At 64.3% G+C, this 19,665-nt stretch carries 18 protein-coding genes; 5 read left to right on the forward strand and 13 right to left on the reverse strand.

All coding sequences use genetic code 11. The annotated features are described in order from the left end of the window. Positions 1 to 33: 33 nt before the first annotated feature. Positions 34 to 630: a biotin transporter BioY gene (locus GSH16_RS09850; RefSeq protein WP_160854516.1), complete on the forward strand. Its 597-nt coding sequence runs from the start codon at positions 34 to 36 to the stop codon at positions 628 to 630. A gap of 60 nt (positions 631 to 690) precedes the next feature. Here GSH16_RS09850 and GSH16_RS09855 read toward each other — a convergent pair whose 3' ends face one another. The 13 genes from GSH16_RS09855 to dusB form a co-directional block, all read right to left on the reverse strand. Further along, entirely contained in the window at positions 691 to 1,029 is a 339-nt protein-coding gene (locus GSH16_RS09855) for an antibiotic biosynthesis monooxygenase family protein (protein ID WP_160854518.1), read from the reverse strand. A 165-nt stretch (positions 1,030 to 1,194) separates the two neighbouring features. After that, positions 1,195 to 2,034 carry a helix-turn-helix domain-containing protein gene (locus GSH16_RS09860; RefSeq protein ID WP_160854520.1) on the reverse strand — a complete coding sequence of 280 codons (840 nt, stop codon included), beginning with the start codon at positions 2,032 to 2,034 and terminating at the stop codon, positions 1,195 to 1,197. Positions 2,035 to 2,164: 130 nt separating this feature from the next. Further along, the gene (gene miaA / locus GSH16_RS09865; RefSeq protein WP_160854522.1) at positions 2,165 to 3,088 is read right to left on the reverse strand and encodes a tRNA (adenosine(37)-N6)-dimethylallyltransferase MiaA; all 924 of its coding nucleotides are present in this window, start codon (positions 3,086 to 3,088) and stop codon (positions 2,165 to 2,167) included. Positions 3,089 to 3,213: 125 nt separating this feature from the next. After that, positions 3,214 to 4,044, reverse strand: coding sequence for an alpha/beta hydrolase (locus GSH16_RS09870; RefSeq protein WP_160854524.1), 831 nt, complete (start codon positions 4,042 to 4,044; stop codon positions 3,214 to 3,216). 2 nt (positions 4,045 to 4,046) lie between these two features. Then, the gene (hflX, locus tag GSH16_RS09875; protein WP_160854525.1) at positions 4,047 to 5,318 is read right to left on the reverse strand and encodes a GTPase HflX; all 1,272 of its coding nucleotides are present in this window, start codon (positions 5,316 to 5,318) and stop codon (positions 4,047 to 4,049) included. 10 nt (positions 5,319 to 5,328) lie between these two features. Continuing rightward, positions 5,329 to 5,571 (reverse strand): RNA chaperone Hfq, encoded by a 243-nt coding sequence (hfq, locus tag GSH16_RS09880; RefSeq protein WP_160854527.1) that lies wholly within the window; start codon positions 5,569 to 5,571, stop codon positions 5,329 to 5,331. A 143-nt stretch (positions 5,572 to 5,714) separates the two neighbouring features. Then, complete coding sequence (locus GSH16_RS09885) at positions 5,715 to 7,229, reverse strand: potassium transporter TrkG (protein ID WP_160854529.1); 1,515 nt, start codon at positions 7,227 to 7,229, stop codon at positions 5,715 to 5,717. 2 nt (positions 7,230 to 7,231) lie between these two features. Further along, positions 7,232 to 8,608 (reverse strand): Trk system potassium transporter TrkA, encoded by a 1,377-nt coding sequence (trkA, locus tag GSH16_RS09890; RefSeq protein ID WP_160854531.1) that lies wholly within the window; start codon positions 8,606 to 8,608, stop codon positions 7,232 to 7,234. Positions 8,609 to 8,655: 47 nt separating this feature from the next. Next, entirely contained in the window at positions 8,656 to 10,065 is a 1,410-nt protein-coding gene (ntrX, locus tag GSH16_RS09895) for a nitrogen assimilation response regulator NtrX (RefSeq protein ID WP_160854533.1), read from the reverse strand. Then, the gene (locus GSH16_RS09900) at positions 10,062 to 12,341 is read right to left on the reverse strand and encodes a sensor histidine kinase NtrY-like (RefSeq protein ID WP_328803208.1); all 2,280 of its coding nucleotides are present in this window, start codon (positions 12,339 to 12,341) and stop codon (positions 10,062 to 10,064) included. The genes ntrX and GSH16_RS09900 overlap by 4 nt, the downstream gene beginning before the upstream one ends. Before the next feature lie 42 nt (positions 12,342 to 12,383). Further along, complete coding sequence (gene ntrC, locus GSH16_RS09905; RefSeq protein ID WP_235913099.1) at positions 12,384 to 13,835, reverse strand: nitrogen regulation protein NR(I); 1,452 nt, start codon at positions 13,833 to 13,835, stop codon at positions 12,384 to 12,386. Continuing rightward, positions 13,835 to 14,962 (reverse strand): two-component system sensor histidine kinase NtrB, encoded by a 1,128-nt coding sequence (locus GSH16_RS09910; RefSeq protein WP_160854535.1) that lies wholly within the window; start codon positions 14,960 to 14,962, stop codon positions 13,835 to 13,837. The genes ntrC and GSH16_RS09910 overlap by 1 nt, the downstream gene beginning before the upstream one ends. After that, positions 14,959 to 15,963, reverse strand: a complete 1,005-nt coding sequence (gene dusB / locus GSH16_RS09915) for a tRNA dihydrouridine synthase DusB (RefSeq protein WP_160854537.1) — start codon at positions 15,961 to 15,963, stop codon at positions 14,959 to 14,961. Before dusB ends, GSH16_RS09910 begins: the two co-directional genes overlap by 4 nt. 136 nt (positions 15,964 to 16,099) lie before the next feature. On the opposite strand from dusB, the gene GSH16_RS09920 reads away from it, so the two are divergent. The 4 genes from GSH16_RS09920 (at position 16,100) to GSH16_RS09935 (ending at position 19,614) form a co-directional block, all read left to right on the forward strand. Further along, positions 16,100 to 17,266 (forward strand): bifunctional 2-C-methyl-D-erythritol 4-phosphate cytidylyltransferase/2-C-methyl-D-erythritol 2,4-cyclodiphosphate synthase, encoded by a 1,167-nt coding sequence (locus GSH16_RS09920; protein WP_160854539.1) that lies wholly within the window; start codon positions 16,100 to 16,102, stop codon positions 17,264 to 17,266. Further along, positions 17,263 to 17,754, forward strand: coding sequence for a phosphatidylglycerophosphatase A family protein (locus tag GSH16_RS09925; protein ID WP_160854541.1), 492 nt, complete (start codon positions 17,263 to 17,265; stop codon positions 17,752 to 17,754). Before GSH16_RS09920 ends, GSH16_RS09925 begins: the two co-directional genes overlap by 4 nt. Then, the gene (locus GSH16_RS09930) at positions 17,751 to 18,236 is read left to right on the forward strand and encodes a CinA family protein (protein ID WP_160854543.1); all 486 of its coding nucleotides are present in this window, start codon (positions 17,751 to 17,753) and stop codon (positions 18,234 to 18,236) included. The genes GSH16_RS09925 and GSH16_RS09930 overlap by 4 nt, the downstream gene beginning before the upstream one ends. Before the next feature lie 196 nt (positions 18,237 to 18,432). Then, the gene (locus GSH16_RS09935) at positions 18,433 to 19,614 is read left to right on the forward strand and encodes an ammonium transporter (protein ID WP_160854545.1); all 1,182 of its coding nucleotides are present in this window, start codon (positions 18,433 to 18,435) and stop codon (positions 19,612 to 19,614) included. Positions 19,615 to 19,665: the final 51 nt, after the last annotated feature.

The following is a 19,665-nucleotide window of genomic DNA, read 5'->3' on the forward strand; positions in this document are numbered from 1 at the left end:
GGGCAACGAATTCTCAAAATGGAGTGGGAGACGATGGCAACCAAAACTGACGCAGTCCTGCAGGAAGCGGTCTGGCAAACCGAAGGCACCGGCCTTGCGGTCAAGCGGGTCGTGCTGGTCGTTGCGGGCATTCTGGCGCTTGCCATTGCTGCCAAGATCAAGGTGCCGATGTGGCCTGTGCCGATTACGATGGGCACATTCGCCGTGCTGACCATCGGTGCCGCTTACGGGCCGCGCCTCGGTCTGGCGACCATCATGGGCTACATGATCATCGGTGCGCTCGGCTTCGACGTGTTTGCCTCTTCCTCGACAGAAGCCAACGGCCTGACCTACATGATGGGCGGCACCGGCGGCTATCTGGTGGGCTATGTGCTGGCGACGGTCGCGCTCGGCATGGCCGCGCGTCGCGGCTGGGACCGGTCGATCGGGCTGATGGCGCTCGCCATGCTGATCGGCAACGCGCTCATCTATGTGCCGGGGCTTCTATGGCTCGGCCATCTCTACACCTGGGAACAGCCGATCCTGCAGTGGGGCCTGACCCCGTTCCTGATCGGTGATGCGATCAAGCTGGCGCTGGCTGCGCTGCTGGTGCCGGGCCTGTGGAAACTGCTTGGATCCGCACGGGCCTGAAGCCCTCCGCATCCGTCTGAAATGTTTGGAAACCCCGGCTTCGGCCGGGGTTTTTTCATGTCAGTCGGCGGTTGCTGGCCCGTCATACTGCCGTTCCACCCGGGCGACACGCAGAGTGAACCGCGCATACCAGCGGGTATGGCCCAGCTTCTGCGCCACCTGATGGGCGGCATTCTCCTTCCAGGCCCGGATTGCGGCCTCGTCGCGCCAGTAGCTGACGGTGATGCCGAACCCGTCCGCATCCCGCGCACTGTCGATCCCGAGAAACCCGTCCTGCTCGGCCGCGAATGTGGCCATCTTCTCTGCCATCGCGCCATATCCGTCATCGGGTCCGGCGCGCCGGTTGGCGAAGATCACGGCATAATAGGGTGTCGGGGGCAGGGCGCACGGATCGGTCATCACGGGGCCTCCGGAAACAGGTAAGGGCCACGCAATTCCCCACGTGGCCCTGAGCTTGGCGGACGTTACCTTGGAGAGATTTCGTCGGCCTGTGCATCATTTACGCAGGCCGCACTTGTGGGGTCAAGGTTCTTGTCGCCGTATCGGCCGCGCGGTGTTTGCCGGTCAGGCGTGGCGGTGCAGCCGTCGGTACTGGCTGGGGCTTTCGCCGATCGTCGCTGTGAAGCGTCGGGTGAAATAGGCCGGGTCCGAAAAGCCCAGCTCCTCCGCGATTTCCGACACGCGCAGATCCGTCGTGGCCAGCGTTTCACGGGCCATCTCCATCACCCGGCTCTGGATGAAATGGGAGGCCGGCTTGCCGGTGGCCCGGCGGCAGATCCGCGTCAGATGGGTCGGTGTTACATCGAGCCGGCGCGCATAGTCGATCACGCTCTCGCTGCGGTCGAACCGTTCCTCGACAAGCGCGAGGAACCGCTGCAGCAGGTCGCCGCGCGGTGCCTCCTCGGCCAGTGCCAGTTTCGGATTGTCGGCCAGTTGGCGACGGAACCAGACGGACAGAAGCCCGCTGACATAAAGCATAGCCTCCAGCCGGTCAGAGCCGGGGGCTTGCGATTCCTGGAACAGCATCTCGAACCGTTGGGCCAGGTCGCGCTGATCGCCCGGTGCCACGCTGTTGCACAGGATCGGAACCTCGGGCAGCACCATCTGGCCATTGTCGGGCAGAAGCGCCACCCAGCCCTTGGTGCCGGGCGTGAAGGACAGGCCGAAGGGCATGTGCATGGGGAGCGACATGGCCGCTTGTGCGCCGAAGCCGCGAACATCTTCGCCGATCCTGATCCGGCCGCCGCCGCAGGTGACGCGCAGGAAGAGATGCATCGGGGCAGGGCGGGGCTCGGCCAGCGACCAGTTGAACTGGGCGGTGGCGGCGGTCAGCGTCATGCATTGCGGGGCCGCATTCGCGGGGCACGCCGTGGCAGAGCTGAAATCATGGGTCGGTGTCGTCATCTGGGGGCCGCTTGTTTGAAGACAAGTAATCAGACAATCGAGACGCATCAACGCCAAGGGTTGCGGCCAAATGTGGCGAGATCATGGTCGTGCTGTGCCATTTTGGCACCGAATGCGATGCATTGACGCATCAGACAATCGATGAAACGAGGTCCTCGGCCGGTGTTTCGTCGATGCGGACAGTGCGCCACGCGGTCATTCGGTTGCGGAACCAGGTGCGCTGGCGCTTGGCAAACTGCCGTGTCCGGAGCGCCCCGAGCGCGAGCGCCGCGTCGCGCGACATCCGGCCTTGCAGATGGTCCCAGAGCGCGTCTGCGCCAAGTGCCCGGGACGAGGGCCAGGCCGGATCCAGTCCAGCTTCATGGGCCCGCGCCACTTCATTGAGCGCGCCAAGATCGACCATCTGGCCGAACCGCCGTGTGATCCGCGCATTCAGCCATGCCGGTGCCGAGGTCAGCACAAGCGCTGTCGAAGCTTCAAGCGGCACGAGGGGTGGCGGCGTGTCGGCCTGCCAGTCGCGCAGCGTCCGTCCTGTGGCGCGCAGCACCTCCCAGGCGCGTTGCAGCCGCGCCGGATTGAACGGATCGAGATGGTCGAGCGCCGCCGGGTCGAGCGCCACGAGCGCCGCGCGCAATCCGTCGGTGCCGCCGTCGCGACGGAGCGCGTCGCCCTCGGCGCGGACATCTGCTGGCACGGGCGGGATCTGTGCAAGGCCCTCGGTCAGGGCCGAGAGGTAAAGTCCGGTGCCGCCGACGATGATCGGGCGCTGGCCGGCGCCGCGACACGCATCGAGTGCTGCATCGACATCCCGCAGCCAATGGCCGACCGAATAGGCGACATCCATCGCGATGTGGCCGTAGAGCCGATGCGGTGCGCGGGCAAGGTCTGCCGCGTCCGGACGCGCAGACAGGATCTGCCATCCGTCATAGACCTGAATGGCGTCCGCATTGACGACGGCGCCGCCAAGATTTTCCGCCAGCGCCAGCGCAAGGGCCGACTTGCCGGAGGCTGTCGGTCCGGCGATCAGGATCGGGTCTGTCTGTCGGTCACGCATAGTGCCACGTCCATGCCATATGAGGCGCAGGGGTCAAGTCTTTGGATCTCTGGCACAATCCATATTTAACATAATATTGATTATGCGACTTATGTAATGAGCCGGTCTGAAATGCGGCGCGTGCCCTAGCCCAGCAGTTCGGCCATCATGTCGGAGTCCGGATCGGCCAGACCGTCGATCACATCGAAATGGTGGCACCCTGCGACATGCCGTGACGAGACGGACGCGCACAGCCCGAACCATGCGAGCGCCAGCAGATCATTCTGCCGCAGAAACTCGGGCCGCTCCGCCGCACCGACCCAGCAGGACACGTTCATGTCCGCCCGCGGTGTCAGAAGCGCCGGGCTGTCCGCCACGGCGCGCGCCGGATCAAGCCGGAAGTCCGAATTCAGCTCAAGTTTCAGGAGCGGCCGCAAATCATGCACGCCGCTGATCGACATGACATGCGCGATCCGGTCGACAATGGCGCCCGGAACGGCGCTGTCCGTGCAAATGAGCCGCGTGACGAGGTGCCCGCCTGCGGAATGGCCCGCCAGCCGGATCGGCCCGTCCACGCGCCCTGCCGCGTCGATGAGCGCTGCGCCGACATCGGCCACCACGTCCGAGATATGAACCTGCGGCGCGAGCCGGTAGCTCGGCATGACCACGGTCCAGCCATGCGCCAGTGCGCCACGGGCGAAATGCGACCAGGTCGACTTGTCGAACATCCGCCAGTAGCCGCCATGCACGAACATCAGAAGACCGCGGCTCTCGCCCGTGGGCCGGAACAGGTCATAGGCTTGGCGCGGTTCGGGACCATAGGAGATATCGGCCTCCAGCCGCCCTGCCCGGTCCAATTCCGCGCGAAATGCCGGCGCGTCTTCCTGCCAGCGTTCAACGAACCCCTCCGCGCCCGGAATATGGTCGCGATTGGCATAGGCATCGTCCCAGTCGGTGATCGGCGCTGGCAGCTTCATTCCTATTTTCCTTTACCGAACAGGCTCTTGTATTGGTTCTTTTGCTTCTCGGTCCATTCAACATCCAGCACAGGACCGCCATCCTCCTGCCGTTCGTCTTGCACGACCTTCTGGCCGTAGAGCCATGCGCGGGCCTTGCCGTCCCCGTGGCCGAGCGGCAGCCGAGCGACGCTTTTGGGCTCAGACAGGCCGATCTCCACCGCCTCGAAAAAGGCGTCCATTCCCTCCCCGCTCAGGGCCGACATGGCAACCTTGCGCGGGTCGCGGCTAGCGGCCTGCCGGATCGCGTCGGCGCGGTCCTCGGGCACGGCGTCGATCTTGTTCCAGACCTCGACCATCCGGTCCTGCACGTCCGCTCCGACGCCGAGCGTGCTGAGGATCGTGCGGACATCCTGCGCCTGTTCCTCGCTCTCTGGGTGGGAAATGTCCCGCACATGGATGATGAGATCGGCGTCGAGCACCTCTTCGAGCGTTGCGCGGAACGCCGCGACAAGCTGCGTCGGCAGGTCGGAAACAAAGCCAACCGTATCGGACAGGATGACCTCCTTGCCCGAGCCCAGCGTGACCGCCCGCATTGTCGGGTCGAGCGTAGCAAAAAGCATGTCTTTCGCCAGCACGGAAGCGCCCGTCAAGCGGTTGAAAATCGTCGATTTTCCTGCGTTCGTATAGCCCACGAGAGCGACGATCGGATAGGGGATCTTCTTGCGTGCCTCGCGGTGCAGCTTGCGGGTGTTGACTACCTTTTTCAGCTGCGCCTTGATCCGCAGGATCTGGTCGTTGAGCGCGCGTCGGTCAGCCTCGATCTGTGTCTCGCCGGGGCCGCCGATGAAGCCGAGGCCACCGCGCTGCCGCTCAAGGTGGGTCCAGGAGCGCACCAGCCGCGATTTCTGATAGGTCAGATGTGCCAGATCGACCTGCAGCACCCCTTCCCGTGTTGCTGCCCGTTCCCCGAAAATCTCCAGAATGAGGCCGGTCCGGTCGAGGATCTTGACGTGCCATTCCTTTTCCAGATTGCGCTGCTGGATCGGAGTCAGCGGTCCGTCAACGATCACAAGACCGACATCCAAGGCCTTGAAAAGACTTTTCAATTCTTCGGTCTTGCCGGTGCCGAACAACATGCCGGACCGCACTTTGGGAACAGGCACGACAGCAGCATGCACGACCTCCAGGTCGGGCAAGGCTTCGGTCAGCGACCGGGCTTCTTCGAGCGCCAGATCGGCCGCGCGGATCCGGCCTGACCGCGGAATGTCCGGGTGCAGGACGGCCACGCGCATTGCGTCAGGATTATCCAGCGTTGTCCTCGCCCTCGTAAAGCAGCACGGGCTGGGACGGCATGATCGTCGAGATCGCGTGCTTGTAGACCAGTTGCGCCTGTCCGTCGCGGCGCAGGAGCACGCAGAAATTGTCAAACCAGGTGATCACACCCTGCAATTTCACCCCGTTGACCAGAAAAATCGTCACCGGGATCTTCGATTTGCGCACGTTGTTGAGAAATGCGTCCTGTAAATTTTGCTTGTCGGCAGCCATTGTTTTCAGCCTTCAGTTTTGTAGGCGGGCACCTGACGGAGCCGGCCCTTTATCGTTCTTGTGTCCTATTCATGGGGTCCCGACCGGGGAAATTCCAGCCTGAAACGCAAAAATTCTGCAAATGATGGGCCCCGAAGCGCAGGTTAGCGCCAGTAATCGGGATTGAGCAAGGCGATAACGGCCAAAGTCTCGATTCTGCCAAGGATCATGCAGGCCGAGAAGATCCAGTAGCCCGCATTGCCGAGCACCGTGTAGCTGTCGATCCCCTGCGGCAGTGTATGGATGATCGGCCCGGTGTTGGACAGGCCCGCAACCGCCAGAAGCAGGCTCGACTCGAAACTGTGCCCCGCCATGCTGAAGCCGAGGATCGCGGCGGCCATCGCGAGCAGGAAGAGCATCAGGAAGAGCCACGCCACCTGCGCGCCCTGCTTTCGGAAGCGCCGCGCGGCCAGCGACCCTGCCCCGCCGATCGAATGCGGATGTGCCACGCGGTCCAGTTCGCGCAGACCGTGCTTGTAGAGCGCATAGATCCGCAGGAGCTTCACGCCCGAGGCAGTGGTCGCAACGCCGCCGCCGATGATCGCAAGCGACAGGAGCACGATGCCCGCGGAATCGAGCCCCGACCAGAAACGCGCGTCGCTCCAGGCCTGGCTCTCGAAGCCGAGCGTCGTGAGGAAAGAGGTGATGGTGAAGAGCCCGCCCCAGAGCGCCTCCAGCCCCAGTCCGACATTGCCCGTCTGCTCCGTGTCGAAGGTCGCGAACCAGTGCCGCAGGAACAGGAAGAGTGAGATCGACCCGATCAGGAACCCCGCGAGGCGAAATTCGGGGTCGCTCAACATCCAGCGCAGGCGCCCCTGCATGACAATCGCCCGCCAGCTGCGGTGCGAGATGGCGAAGACAAGGAAGATCAGGATCGCCGCTTCGCCGACAAAACCTGACGACCCGCCCGACAGGCCACCCACCGGCGAAATGGCGCTCGTCGACACGGTTGCCATACCGTGGCTGAGGGCAACGAAGGGTCGGTCGCCCGCAAGAATCAGGATGAGCACCAGAACCGCCGTCACGATCGTGTAGGGCACGATCAGGATACGGCTCTGGCGGATGATCCGGTCGGACATTTCCTTGGATGCTCCCGTCTTCGACCGCGTGCCGGACCCGAGCCGCATGGAGGCGGACCGGATTTCGAATCCGCCCAGGTTCATCGGCTCCAGAATGGCGACGGCAAAAAGCAGCACCAGAAATCCGCCCAGCCAGCCGGTGATCGACCGCCAGAGGTGAATGGGCTGCATGATCTCGGCCGGGAAATCGAACACCGTCGCGCCCGTTGTCGTGAAGCTCGACAGCATCTCGAAATAGGCCTGCCCGTAGGTGATGGACGGCACGAGCTGTTCGAGCGGCACCGCGAGCACCAAAGGCAGGAGCGCGAAAGTCAGGAGCAGCGTGATGAGATGCGATTTGGCGGAAATATCGGGCGTCCGGTTCATCATCGACAGGCCCAGAAGCCCGAACATCGCCGCGAAGAAGAGCCCCGAATAGAGAAATATCCGCCCCGCCAGCCACAGTTCCAGCTGCGCGGCATGGGCCGCGGGCAACAGCATGGCCAGTGACCCGATCAGCCCGATCAGCACAAAGAGTGGAAACTGGCGCAGGCCGCTCATCGTCAGAAGAAGTTCAGACCGACCTGGAAGAGCTGCTCGACCTGGGCAACATCCTCGGCCATGGCGAAGACGGTAACGACGTCGTTCTTCTCGATCAGCGTGTCGCCGCGCGGCATCTGGAGCTTGCCCTTCTTGGCAATCGAGGTCACCAGCGCCCCTTCGGGCCAGTCGATGTCGCGGATCTTCTGGCCGGCGATCGAGGACGTGTCGAGCACCTGCGCCTCGAACACTTCCGCTTCCGCGTCCCCGATGGAATAGACCGCCGTAATCCGGCCATGCCGGATGTGGCGCAGGATCGAGGATACGGTCGTGGCCCTCGGTCCGATATAGGCGTCGATGCCGAGCGGCCCGAGCAGGCTGACGAGCGAGGGTTCGTTGACGAGCGCGATGGTCAGGGGGACGCCGAGAGACTTGGCGCGCGCGCTCGACAGCATGTTGACCTTGTCATCATCGGTCACGGCCAGAAGCGCGTCTGTCTTCGAGACGTTGGCCTCTTCGAGCAGTTCCTGGTCGAGCCCGTCACCATGCAGCACGATGGTGCGTTCCAGCGCATCCGCCGCGCGTTCGGCCTGTTTGCGGTTCCGTTCGATCAGCTTGCAGCGGATGCGTTCCGGTCCCTTTTCAAGCTCCTGCGCGACCCGCAGCCCGACATTGCCGCCGCCCACGATGATGACCCGTTCGCGCCGCACCGTCGACTTGCCGAAAATCTCCAGCGTGCGGTTGGTTTCCTCGGTCGCGACAAAAACGTAGATCTGGTCGCCGGGGAACACCTGATCCTCGGGCGCGGGAACGAAGAGTTTTCCGTCCCGCCGGATGCCCGCGACGATGGCCTGCAGGGTCGAGAAGAGTTCCGACAGTTGCCGGAGCGGCGTGTTGACCACCGGACAGTTCTCGTCGAGCGCGATGCCGAGCAACTGGAGCTTCCCGTCCTGGAACATTTCCGTGTCGAAGGCCGACGGGGCCTTGAGCCGGCGCAGCGCGGCCTCTGCCACCTCGCGTTCGGGCGAGATCACAACGTCGATCGGCAGATGGTCCTGCCGGTAGAGATCTCGATAGATCGCGTCGAGATAGGATTGCGCGCGCAGCCGCGCGATCTTGCGCGGGATCGAATAGACCGAATGGGCCACCTGACAGGTGACCATGTTGACCTCGTCGGAATGGGTCGCGGCGATGATCAGGTCGGCATCCTCCGCGCCTGCGCGCTCCAGAATGTCAGGGTGCGAGGCAAAGCCGATCACCCCGCCCACATCGAGCACATCGGTGATCCGCCGCACCAGCGCCGGGTCCTGATCGACCACGGTGACGAAGTTTTTCTCGGACGAGAGGTGCCGGGCGATCTGCCAGCCGACCTGCCCTGCCCCGCAGACGATCACTTTCATGAACGGACTTTCATATCAGCACTCCGCAGTCGCGCGCCGCGCCACCCTCAGCCCTCGTCGCCGCTGGTGTCAAGCTCGGCCACGCGCACGCCGGTGCGCGCCGTGGTGACGACATTGAGCGATTTGAGCTTCCGGTGCAGGGCCGAACGCTCCATGCCGACGAAACTCGCCGTCTTGGAGATATTGCCGCCGAACCGGTTGATCTGCGTCATCAGATAATCACGCTCGAACCGCTCGCGCGCCTCGCGCAGCGGCAGGCTCGCGAAGCCGGCCGACAGGAGCGAGGCCGTATCGGCTGGATCGCTGCCGGTGTCGGCCTCGATATCCGCGCTCAGGATTTCCTCGGGATCGGAGCCGAGGATCAGGGCCCGCTCGATCACGTTGCGCAACTGGCGGACATTGCCCGGCCAGTTCATCGTCTGGAGCATGACCTCCGCATCCTTGGAGATGCGCCGCGCCGGCAGCCCCTGCTCGGCATTCAGCTTGGAAATGAAGTGGCGGGCCAGCAGCGGAATATCCTCCCGCCGCAGGTCGAGCGCCGGCACCTGGATCGGCACCACGTTCAGCCGGTGGAACAGTTCCTCGCGGAACCGTCCGGCCTCGATCTCGGCCTTCAGGTCGCGGTTGGAGGCAGAAACGACCCGCACATCGACCCGCACCACGTCCGAACTGCCGACGCGCGAGAAGCTCTGATCCACGAGCACGCGCAGGATTTTCGACTGGGTGCCGAGCGGCATGTCGGCCACCTCGTCGAAGAAGATCACGCCGCGATGGGCCTGCTCGAACAGACCCGGCTCGACACCTTTCTCTGGGCTCTCGCGCCCGAAGAGCACCTCCTCCATCCGGTCGGGCTCAATGGTGGCCGAATTGACCGAGATGAAGGGGAATTTCGACCGGTCGGAATGGGCGTGGATGTAGCGCGCGGCCACTTCCTTGCCCGATCCTGCCGGACCCGACAGCATGATGCGCCCGTTGGTTTTCGTGACCTTGTCGAGCTGACTGATCAGCCCGCGCAGGGCGGTGCTTTCCCCCACCATTTCCGACGATGCCGTGTCCTGCCGGCGCAGGTTCTGGTTTTCCCGCCGCAACCGCGAGGCTTCCAGCGCGCGCGACACAACGACCAGCAACTGGTCTATATTGAACGGTTTTTCGATGAAGTCGTAGGCGCCCTGCTTCACCGCCGCGACCGCGATCTCGATATTGCCGTGGCCCGAGATGATAACGACCGGAATGTCGGGATTGTCCCGTTTCACGGTCTTGAGGATGTCGATCCCGTCCAGCTTGCTGTCCTTCAGCCAGATATCGAGGATGATCAGGTCCGGCGGCTCGCCATTGATTTCCGACATGGCGGTGCTGCTGTCCCATGCCAGCCGTGCATTGTGCCCTTCGTCCCGCAGGATATCCGCAATCAGTTCGCGGATGTCCTTTTCGTCGTCGACAACCAAGATATCTGTCATGCCGCTGTTTCCTTCTGGCTGCTCTGGGCGGGCTCGGTCCCGCCACTTTGCATCTCCGGGTCCACCGGCAATATCAGCCGGACCTCTGCCCCGAAAGTCGTATTCCCTTCAAAAACCGGTGCGTCGGCCAATTCCAGCGTGCCGGCATGTTCCTCCACGATCTTCTTCACGATGGACAGGCCCAAGCCCGTCCCCTTGTCGCGATGTGTGACATAGGGCTCGAAGAGCCGCGACCGCTGGTCCGGCAGGCCGATTCCGTTGTCCTGAACCGCGACCGAGATGCCACCGGGCTCGGATCGGACGCGGATGCGCACTTCGGGCGCGAATTCCTCGTTCGGCGATTTTTCTATCTTTGTATCAATGGCTTCGCCAGCGTTTTTCAGAACATTTGTAAGCGCCTGATTGATCATCGTCTCGTCGATCAGCAGGGTAACGCTGTCCACATCGCTGTCGATTTCGACCTTGAAACCGGGGCGTGCGGCCCGGAACAGCAGCATGGCGTCGCGGACAATTTCCATCAGGTCGTGGCGCTGGCGGTCCGGGTCGCGCATCCGAGCGAATTTTGAGAACTCGTCGACGATCCGGCGTAGATCGTTGGTCTGGCGCACGATCACATCCGCATATTGTTCCAGAGTGTCACGCTCCTCGCCCACGAGCGGGCCGTATTTGCGCCGCAACCGTTCTGCTGACAGCTGGATCGGGGTGAGCGGGTTCTTGATCTCGTGCGCGATGCGCCGCGCAACGTCGCCCCACGCGGCCATGCGTTGCGCCGAAACAAGGTCGGTCACATCGTCGAATGTCACCACATAGCCCTCGATCTCGCCCATGGCGCTGCGCCGCGTGGCCATGCGGACGAGCAGGATTTCCGCCTTCCCCTTGCGGGTCAGCTGCACCTCGCCCTGCGCCACCTCGCGGCCCTCTTCGGCGAGTGTGGCGAAAATCTCCGCAAATTCGGGCACGGCGCGGGGCAGTTCCATGCCGACCGCCTGCCCTTTCTTCAGGCCAAGGAGCGTCGAGGCGGCCGTGTTCATCACGTCGATCTGCCCCTCTCCGTCCAGCCCGATCACGCCGGCGGTGACGCCCGACAGCACGCTGTCGAACAGCCGGCGGCGACGCTCCGTCTCCGCATTGGCTTCCAGAAGCGCGTCGCGCTGTTCCTTCAACTGTTCCGTCATCCGGTTGAAGGTCCGGCCCAGTTGCGAGAACTCGTTGTCGCTTTCCTCCTCGCGCACCCGTACGTCCAGATCGCCCTCGCCCACCCGCTGGGCCGCACCCGCAAGGCGGATCACCGGCCGCGACAGCCGCTCCGCCACCCAAAGGCCAAGCCAGATGGCCGCAAGGATCACGATGAGAGCGAAACCTAGATAGATAAGCGCGAATTCGAAAAGGAGCCGCCCGCGATCATCCTCCAACTGTTCGTAGAGCGCCACCGTTTCGCGCGTGTCGTCGAGCAGGTTGAGGATGCTGCCATCCACGTCGCGCGTCACATAAAGGAACCGGTCGTCGTAGAGTGGCAGCTCGATCAGGGCGCGGAACTCGTTATTGTCCCAGTCCTGTATGACGACCACCTCGCCGTTCTGGGCCCCGAGGATCGCCTCAGGCTCGGGCGGTTCGTAGTTGAACAGGTAGGACCGCTCGCCACGGGCCTGGATCGCGGCATCGCCGGAGATGAGATAGGCCTCCTTCAGCGGGCGCTGCATCAGCGATTGGCCGCGGTTGAGGATCTCCCGGCTTTCCGCATCCCCCAGTCCGGGAAAACGCTGTTTCTGGGCGGACATGAAATTGGCGAGCAGTTGCGCGTCCGACTGAAGGTTGATCCGGTGCTCGTTTTCATAGGCCTGCGCGGCGGCAAGCGAATTGCCGACCACCTGCCGCACCCGGTCCGAGAACCAGCCCTCTAGCCCGAAATTGAGTGTCAGCGCGGCGAAAACGGCGACCATGATCGTCGGCACCATCGCGATGAGTGCGAAGATCGCGGTCAGCCGCAAATGCAGCTCAGACCCTGCCGACCGCCGCCTGCGGGCGGAGATCATGGCCGCGACCCGGCGCGCCACAAGTCCTGCGATCACAAGCACATAGACGAAATCGGCAAGCAAGATGCCGCGCAGGAGCGAGGAAGAGGAGCGCAATTCGAACCCGCCGAGCGCAAGGAAGGTCACGCCCGCAAGAACCGGTCCGAGCAGAACGAGGCAGATGGTCAGCGCGTTCTGAACCCGCCTTTGCCGCACCCACTTTTCCAAGCGGATCCAGGTGAGCGTGAGGATGTTACGCGGCACGCATGCTCCAGTTTCCAATGGCCTGTCGAAACTGTTGCAAACCTACATCATCTTCTTGCCGCGTGTCACGCGAATGTCGAGGTCCTGAATCTTTTTGCGGAGCGTATTGCGGTTGATGCCGAGCAGTTCTGCGGTCTTGACTTGATTGCCGCGCGTGGCCGCAAGTGACAGCGCGATCAGCGGCAGTTCCACTTCCTTGATGATCCGCTCGTAAAGGCCCGGCGGCGGCAGGCTGTCGCCATGCAGATCGAAATAGCGCTGAAGATGCTCCTCGATGCTCTTCGACAGTTTCTGCTGCCGGTTGGCCTGCGGTACGGTGGCCGAGCTCGGCCGTTCGGCGATTTCCTTGGCGACCATGTTTTCCGCGATCGTGTCGTCCGGGCAGAGCGCCGCAAGCCGCCGCATCAGGTTTTCAAGCTCGCGCACATTTCCCGACCATTGCTGCTGTTGCAGCAGCTTGATCGCCTCGGGCGAGATCGCCTTGCGCTGGAGCCCCTCGGCCTCCGCATTGCGCAGGAACTGGCGCGCCAGATCGGGAATATCGTCGAGCCGCTCACGCAAAGGCGGCAGCCGGATCGGCACGACGTTGAGGCGGTAGAACAGGTCTTCGCGAAACCGCCCCTCGTTGATCAGCGCGCGCAGGTCCTGATGGGTGGCCGCGATGATCCGCGTGTCGGCCTTGTGCATGTCCCGCCCGCCTACCGGAGAGAACTCGCCCTCCTGCAACACGCGCAACAGCCGCGTCTGCGCATCGAGCGGCATGTCGCCCACTTCGTCCAGAAACAGCGTGCCGCCTTGTGCTTGCTGGAATTTACCCACCAGTTCAGGATGTTGTGTGCCGTTCCTCATGCCCGACACTTGTCCGAACAGATCGCTTTCGATCATGTCGCGCGGAATGGCGGCAAGGTTCACGGCCACGAAGGGTCCGTCCTTGCGCTGGCCGAAATTGTGCAGGGCGCGCGCAACCAGTTCCTTGCCCGTGCCGCTCTCGCCCGAGATCATGACACCAAGGTCGGTGTTCATGAGACGCGCCATGATCCGGTAGACCTCCTGCATCGCGGGCGAGCGGCCGATCATCGGCAGCCCTTCCTCGCGCGGGGGCTGGGCGGCGGGCGCGCCCGACACGGCGCCGCGCTGCGACAGGGCCTTGTTCACCTGGCTCAGGACTTCCTTCAGGTCGAAGGGCTTCGGCAGATATTCATAAGCGCCGGCTTCCGTCGCGCGGATCGCCGTCATCACCGTATTTTGCGCCGACATGATGATGACCGGCAGGTCGGGCCGCTTCTTGCGGATCGCGGGCAAAAGGTCGAGCGCATCGCCGTCGGGCATCATCACATCCGAGACGACCACATCGCCCTCGCCCTCCTCGACCCAGCGCCAGAGCGTGGAGATGGTCGAGGTGGACCGCACGCGGCATCCGGCGCGCGTCAGGGCCTGGCTCAGCACCGTGCGGATCGTGCGATCGTCATCGGCAACAATGATCGTGCCATCCATCAGAGGGCCCCTTCTTCGGAACTTGCCGCATCCTGCGCCGGCGCGTCATCGGTGACGGGCAACGGGCCCTGCCAGATCGGCAGAAGCAACTGGAATTGGGTCCGGCCCGGCATGCTGTCACATTCGATAAGCCCGCCATGATCGGCCACGATCTTGGAGACAAGCGACAGGCCGAGCCCGCTGCCATTGGTCTTGGTGGACACGAACGGGTCGAAAATATCGGCCATCAGCCCCTCGGGGATGCCCGGCCCGTTATCAACGATGGTGATCTGCAGCGGCAGGCTCTCGCTGCGCTGGCCAGAGAGCGACAGTTTCAGACCGGGCCGGAAACTTGTCCGGATCTGCACCGTGCCGCCCACTTTCGGCACCGCTTCGGCTGCGTTTTTCAGCAGGTTCTGGAAGACCTGCATCAGCTGGTCGCTGTCGCCCACCACCGGCGGCAGGGACGGATCATAGGTTTCGATGAACCGGACATGGGCGGCGAAACCGGCCTGTGCGGCGCGTTTCGACCGGTCGAGCACGTCATGGATGTTCACCGGCTCGCGCAGGGCGGGCCGCAGGTCGCCGAACTGCTCGACCCGTTCGACCAGATTGCCGATCCGCTTCGTCTCGTCATTGATGAGGTCGGTCAGTTCGCGGTCCGCATCGTCGAGGTTCATCGCCAGCAGCTGCGCCGCGCCGGAAATCCCCGCGAGCGGATTGCGGATCTCATGCGCCAGCATCGCGGCCATGCCGGTGACGGACCGTGCCGCCGAGCGGTAATTCATCGACCGGTCCATTTTCTCCGCCACGCCGCGCGGATGCATCAGGATCAGCACGGTGCCGTCATCGTCCTGCAGCGGCGCCGCATGGATGGAGTTGAGCCGCACGACGCGGTCTGTCCAGGACATCTCCACTTCATGCTGGACGACGGAGACCGTGCCGCGCCGCGTCTGCTGCACGGCGTCGAGGAGCGCGCTGTCCTCTCCGGTGAAGCGCGACAATTTCCGCCCCACCATCTGCTTGGCAGACGTGCCGCAGAACACCTCGGCGGTCGAATTGGCCGACAGGATTTCATCATCGCGGTTGAGCACGATCGCAGGATAGGGAATTGCGGCCCAGACCGCATCGAAGGGCACGTTGGTCATGCAGCGGTCCTTTGCGGAAGGTCACCGGCCAGCGGCGCGTCGCGCACGGCGGCCCGCACGGCACGCATCACGGCGGCCGGATCTGTGCCGCGCATGATTTCGGGCCGTCGCGCCCCGCCGCCGCCGATCCGGTCGAGATACCAGCCCAGATGTTTGCGCGCGTTCCGGATGCCGAGGTCGCGCCCGTAGAAGGAAAGCATCGCCTCGTGGTGGGTGCCGATCAGATCGGCAAGCGCCTCGCCCGCCGGCGCGTCCGGCACCGGCTGCCCGGCCAGTTCGGCGCCCACCTGCGACAGGAGCCATGGCTGGCCCTGAATGCCGCGCCCGATCATCACCCCGTCCGCGCCGGACCGGGCCAGCGCGGTGCGCGCTGTGGATGCGTCAACAATGTCGCCATTGGCGAGGAGCGGCACGGACACGGCGGCTTTCACGGCAGCAATGGCGGCCCAGTCGGCCTGTCCGCGATAGAACTGGCAGCGGGTGCGCCCGTGAATGGTGATCATCGCGACGCCGGCGGCTTCGGCGCGGCGTGCCAGCTCTGGCGCGTTGATACTTGTCTCGTCCCAGCCGAGCCGGGTCTTCAGCGTGACCGGCACATCAACCGCACCGACCACCGCGTCGATCAGGCCGAGCGCATGATCGAGATTGCGCATCAAGGCCGAGCCGGACCAGCCGTTCGTCACCTTCTTGGCGGGGCATCCCATGTTGATGTCGATGCTGCGCGCACCCAGATCGGCGACCATGCGGGCGCATTCGGCCATCGGTCCGGCCTCGCGGCCGGCGATCTGCACAGCCGTGGCTTCAAGCCCCGCGCCCAGTTCGGCGCGGCTCCGTGCGTCGCGGCCGTTGGTGATCAGTTCCTGGCTTGCGACCATTTCCGACACGACCATGCCGGCGCCGAGCCGCGTGACGAGGTTGCGGAAGGGCAGATCGGTGATCCCGGCCATCGGGGCGAGCGCTACGGGCATCTCGGAGCCCAGTCTCGCAATCGGGTTACTCATCTGCCTAATCCTTGTGCACTTCGCCATCGGTCATACAGAGCGGGGCGGGAATGATCAACGGTTTTGAAACCATCAGCGATTGAGCCGGACCCGCCCTGTCGCTAAGACAGACGCGAACAGACAGGACCGGACAGAGATGACGATAGACGCGCTGATCGTGGCGGCAGGACGCGGCACCCGGGCCGGGGACGGACCGCCGAAACAGTATCGGATGCTGGCGGGCGAGATGGTGCTGACCCGTGCCATCCGGGCGCTTCTGGCGGCGCCGCGCGTCCGGCGGGTGCTGACCGTGATCCATCCAGACGATGCCGCGCTCTTTGCACGGGCGGTCGACGGCTTGCCGGAGGCGCGGATCACGCCATGGGTGGCAGGCGGTGCGGACCGGGCTGCGTCTGTTGCAGCAGGGCTCGATGCGCTGGCCGCGGGCGACGCGCCGGATCATGTCCTCATCCATGACGCGGCGCGGCCGTTCCTGTCCCGGGCCATACTTGACGCCACAATCGACGCGATGCTGGAGACCGGCGCCGCCTGCCCCGCGCTGCCAGTGGTCGACGCGCTCTGGGCGGTGGAGGATGGCCGTTTTGCAGCACCGCGTGACCGGACCGGACTGGTCCGCGCCCAGACGCCGCAGGCATTCGCATTTCCCGCGATCCGCGCTGTCCATGCCACACATCAGGGCGAAGCACATGATGATGTGGCGGTGGCTGTGAGTGCGGGGATGGCGGTTGCCTTCGTCCCCGGCGCAGAGGAAAATTACAAGCTGACGACGGCTGAGGATTTTGCCCGCGCCGAAAAGGCGCTGCGCCAGATGACAGGAGACGGAATGGATTTTCGCTGTGGCAACGGGTTCGACGTGCATGCGTTCGGGCCGGGCAGTTCGGTCACGCTCTGCGGTGTGACGGTGCCGCATGAACGCGGGCTTTCCGGCCATTCGGATGCCGATGTCGCGATGCATGCGGTCACCGACGCGCTTTTCGGCGCGATTGCGGAAGGTGATATCGGCCAATGGTTCCCGCCGTCCGAGGCCGAATGGAAGGGCGCGGACAGTGCACTCTTCCTGAGAAAAGCCGTGGAACGGGTGGCCGCGCGCGGGTATCGCATTGCCAATATCGACTGCACGATCATCTGCGAACAGCCGAAAATCGGGCCGCATGCCAAGGAGATGCGCGCCCGCATGGCCGCCCTGACCGGTATCGACGAGGACCGCGTGAGTGTGAAGGCCACCACGTCCGAACGCCTTGGTTTCACCGGCCGGAGCGAGGGGATCGCGGCCATGGCAAGCGCAGCGCTGGTGGCGGCATGATCCGGATCATCACCTCCTTTTTCGGCGCTGGCCTGTTGCCTGGTGCGCCCGGCACATGGGGCTCGATGGCGGCCATTCCTGCGGCCATGCTCCTGCATTACCTGGGCGGATTTCCGGCCCTGTCTGCCGCCACGCTTCTGGTCTTCTTCCTGGGCTGGTGGGCCACGTCACGCCATGTGGTCGCGATGGGCGAAAGCGACCCGTCGGAGATCGTGATCGACGAGGTTGTCGGCATGTGGATCGGGCTGATGCCTTTGTCTTTCGGGCTCTGGCGAATGGGCGCGGAGCCGCATGTCTTCCCGTGGCCGGGCTGGGTTCTGGCCTTTCTGCTCTTCCGGTTCTTCGACGTGCTGAAGCCCTTTCCGGTGTCCTGGGCGGACCGGCTCCACTCGCCGCTCGGCGTGATGCTCGATGATGTGATCGCCGGGATCATGGCGGCTGCAATCGTCATGCTGGCTGCCGCCGTTGCACATGGGTGGGGCGGATGATTGCGCCCGGGGCCGCGACCCGTGTCCTTGCGCTGGCCCGCACCCGCGGCTGGCGCGTCGCCACGGCGGAAAGCTGCACCGGCGGGATGATTGCGGCCGCGCTGACCGACATTGCCGGATCCTCCGATGTGGTGGAGGCCGGGCTCGTCACCTATTCGAACGCAGCGAAGGTGGCGCTTCTCGGCGTTGCCGAGCAGACGCTGGCCGACCATGGGGCTGTGTCGGAACCTGTCGCCCGCGAAATGGCACTCGGGGCGTTGCAGGCAACAGCGGCGGATGTGGCTGTGTCCGTGACGGGTGTCGCGGGCCCCGGCGGAACCGCGGCCAAGCCCGAAGGCATGGTCTGTTTCGGTCTGGCCATTCGCGGCGGGGATGTCGCGACGGAAACCCACCGGTTCGGCGCGATCGGACGCGAAGCGGTCCGAGGCGAGACCGTGCGCCATGCGCTCTATCTGCTCGAACAGGCCGCCGGACCGCAGTGACCGGGGAACGGATCACGCGTTCGAAATCTGCCCAATTTGTTGCAAAACTGTGAATTTCTGCTGAAATTTTGAGCAGAGCCGCGCCGCGCGGGTTCCGGCACGCCTATCGTGCTTGCCGCACCCCGCCCTGCCCCGTCACTCCCTATCCCCCAAGTGCGGGCGCAAGACCCGCATCACGGATAAAAGGGATATGATGATGAACGGTGCAGATACCGCGTGGATTCTGACATCCACGGCCTTGGTTCTTTTCATGACATTGCCGGGACTGGCGCTTTTCTATGGCGGGCTCGTGCGGGCGCGCAACGTGCTGTCGGTGCTGATGCAATGTATCTCCATTGCCTGCCTGATGTCGGTGCTCTGGCTGGTTGCGGGCTATTCGATCGCCTTCGGCGGCGGAAGCTCGGGCTTCTGGGGCGGGTTCGACAAGATGTTCCTGACAGGGATCACGCCCGATACGCTGGCGGGCACCATCCCCGAACTGCTTTTCTTCGCCTTCCAGATGACCTTCGCAATCATCACGCCGGCCCTGATCGTCGGCGCCTATGTGGAGCGGATCAGCTTCGCCTTCGTGCTGACATTCTCGGGTCTCTGGATGCTTCTGGTCTATGCGCCCGTGGCCCATTGGGTCTGGGGTGGCGGGTTCCTTGGCGATGGCGGTATCTTCGGTGAAACCGGCGTCCGCGATTTTGCCGGCGGGATCGTCGTGCATGAAACCGCCGGCCTCGCCGCGCTGGTCGTCGCGATCTTCCTTGGCGCACGGTCGGAGAAAGCCCGCCCGCCGCACAATCCGGGCTATGTGATGATCGGGGCCTCGATGCTCTGGGTCGGCTGGTTCGGCTTCAACGCGGGCTCGCAGCTGGCGGCAGACGGCGGCGCGGCGATGGCGCTGGTCGTCACCCATATCTCGGCGGCCACCGCCTCGCTCAGCTGGGCGCTCTACGAGCGGATCAAACATGGCAAGGCGTCGATGGTGGGCCTCGTGACCGGCACCATTGCAGGTCTGGCTTCCATCACACCGGCATCCGGTTTCGTCGGTCCGGTGGAGGCGCTGGTGATCGGTGCCGTGGCCGGTGTGCTCTGCCAGGAGGCCTGCAGCCTCATCAAGTCGGTCTGCAAGATCGACGACACGCTGGATGTGTTTGCGGTCCATGGCGTCGGCGGCATCTTCGGCACGATCATGATCGCGGTCTTCGGCGCGGGCAGCTTCGCGGCCCAGTTCGGCTCGCTGGCCATTGTCGGTATCTTCACGCTGGTTGGCACGGTCATCCTCGTGAAGCTGGTGGCGCTCATCTTCCCGATCCGCGTCAGCCAGGATGACGAGATCGGCGGCCTCGACTATGCCGCGCATGGCGAACGTGCCTACGATATAACCTCGTAACCGGTCCGGGCCATCTGGTCCGGTGTCAGGAAACGCGAAAGGCCGCCCCGA

The organism is Oceanomicrobium pacificus, assembly GCF_009833495.1.
GTDB classification, from domain to species: domain Bacteria; phylum Pseudomonadota; class Alphaproteobacteria; order Rhodobacterales; family Rhodobacteraceae; genus Oceanomicrobium; species Oceanomicrobium pacificus.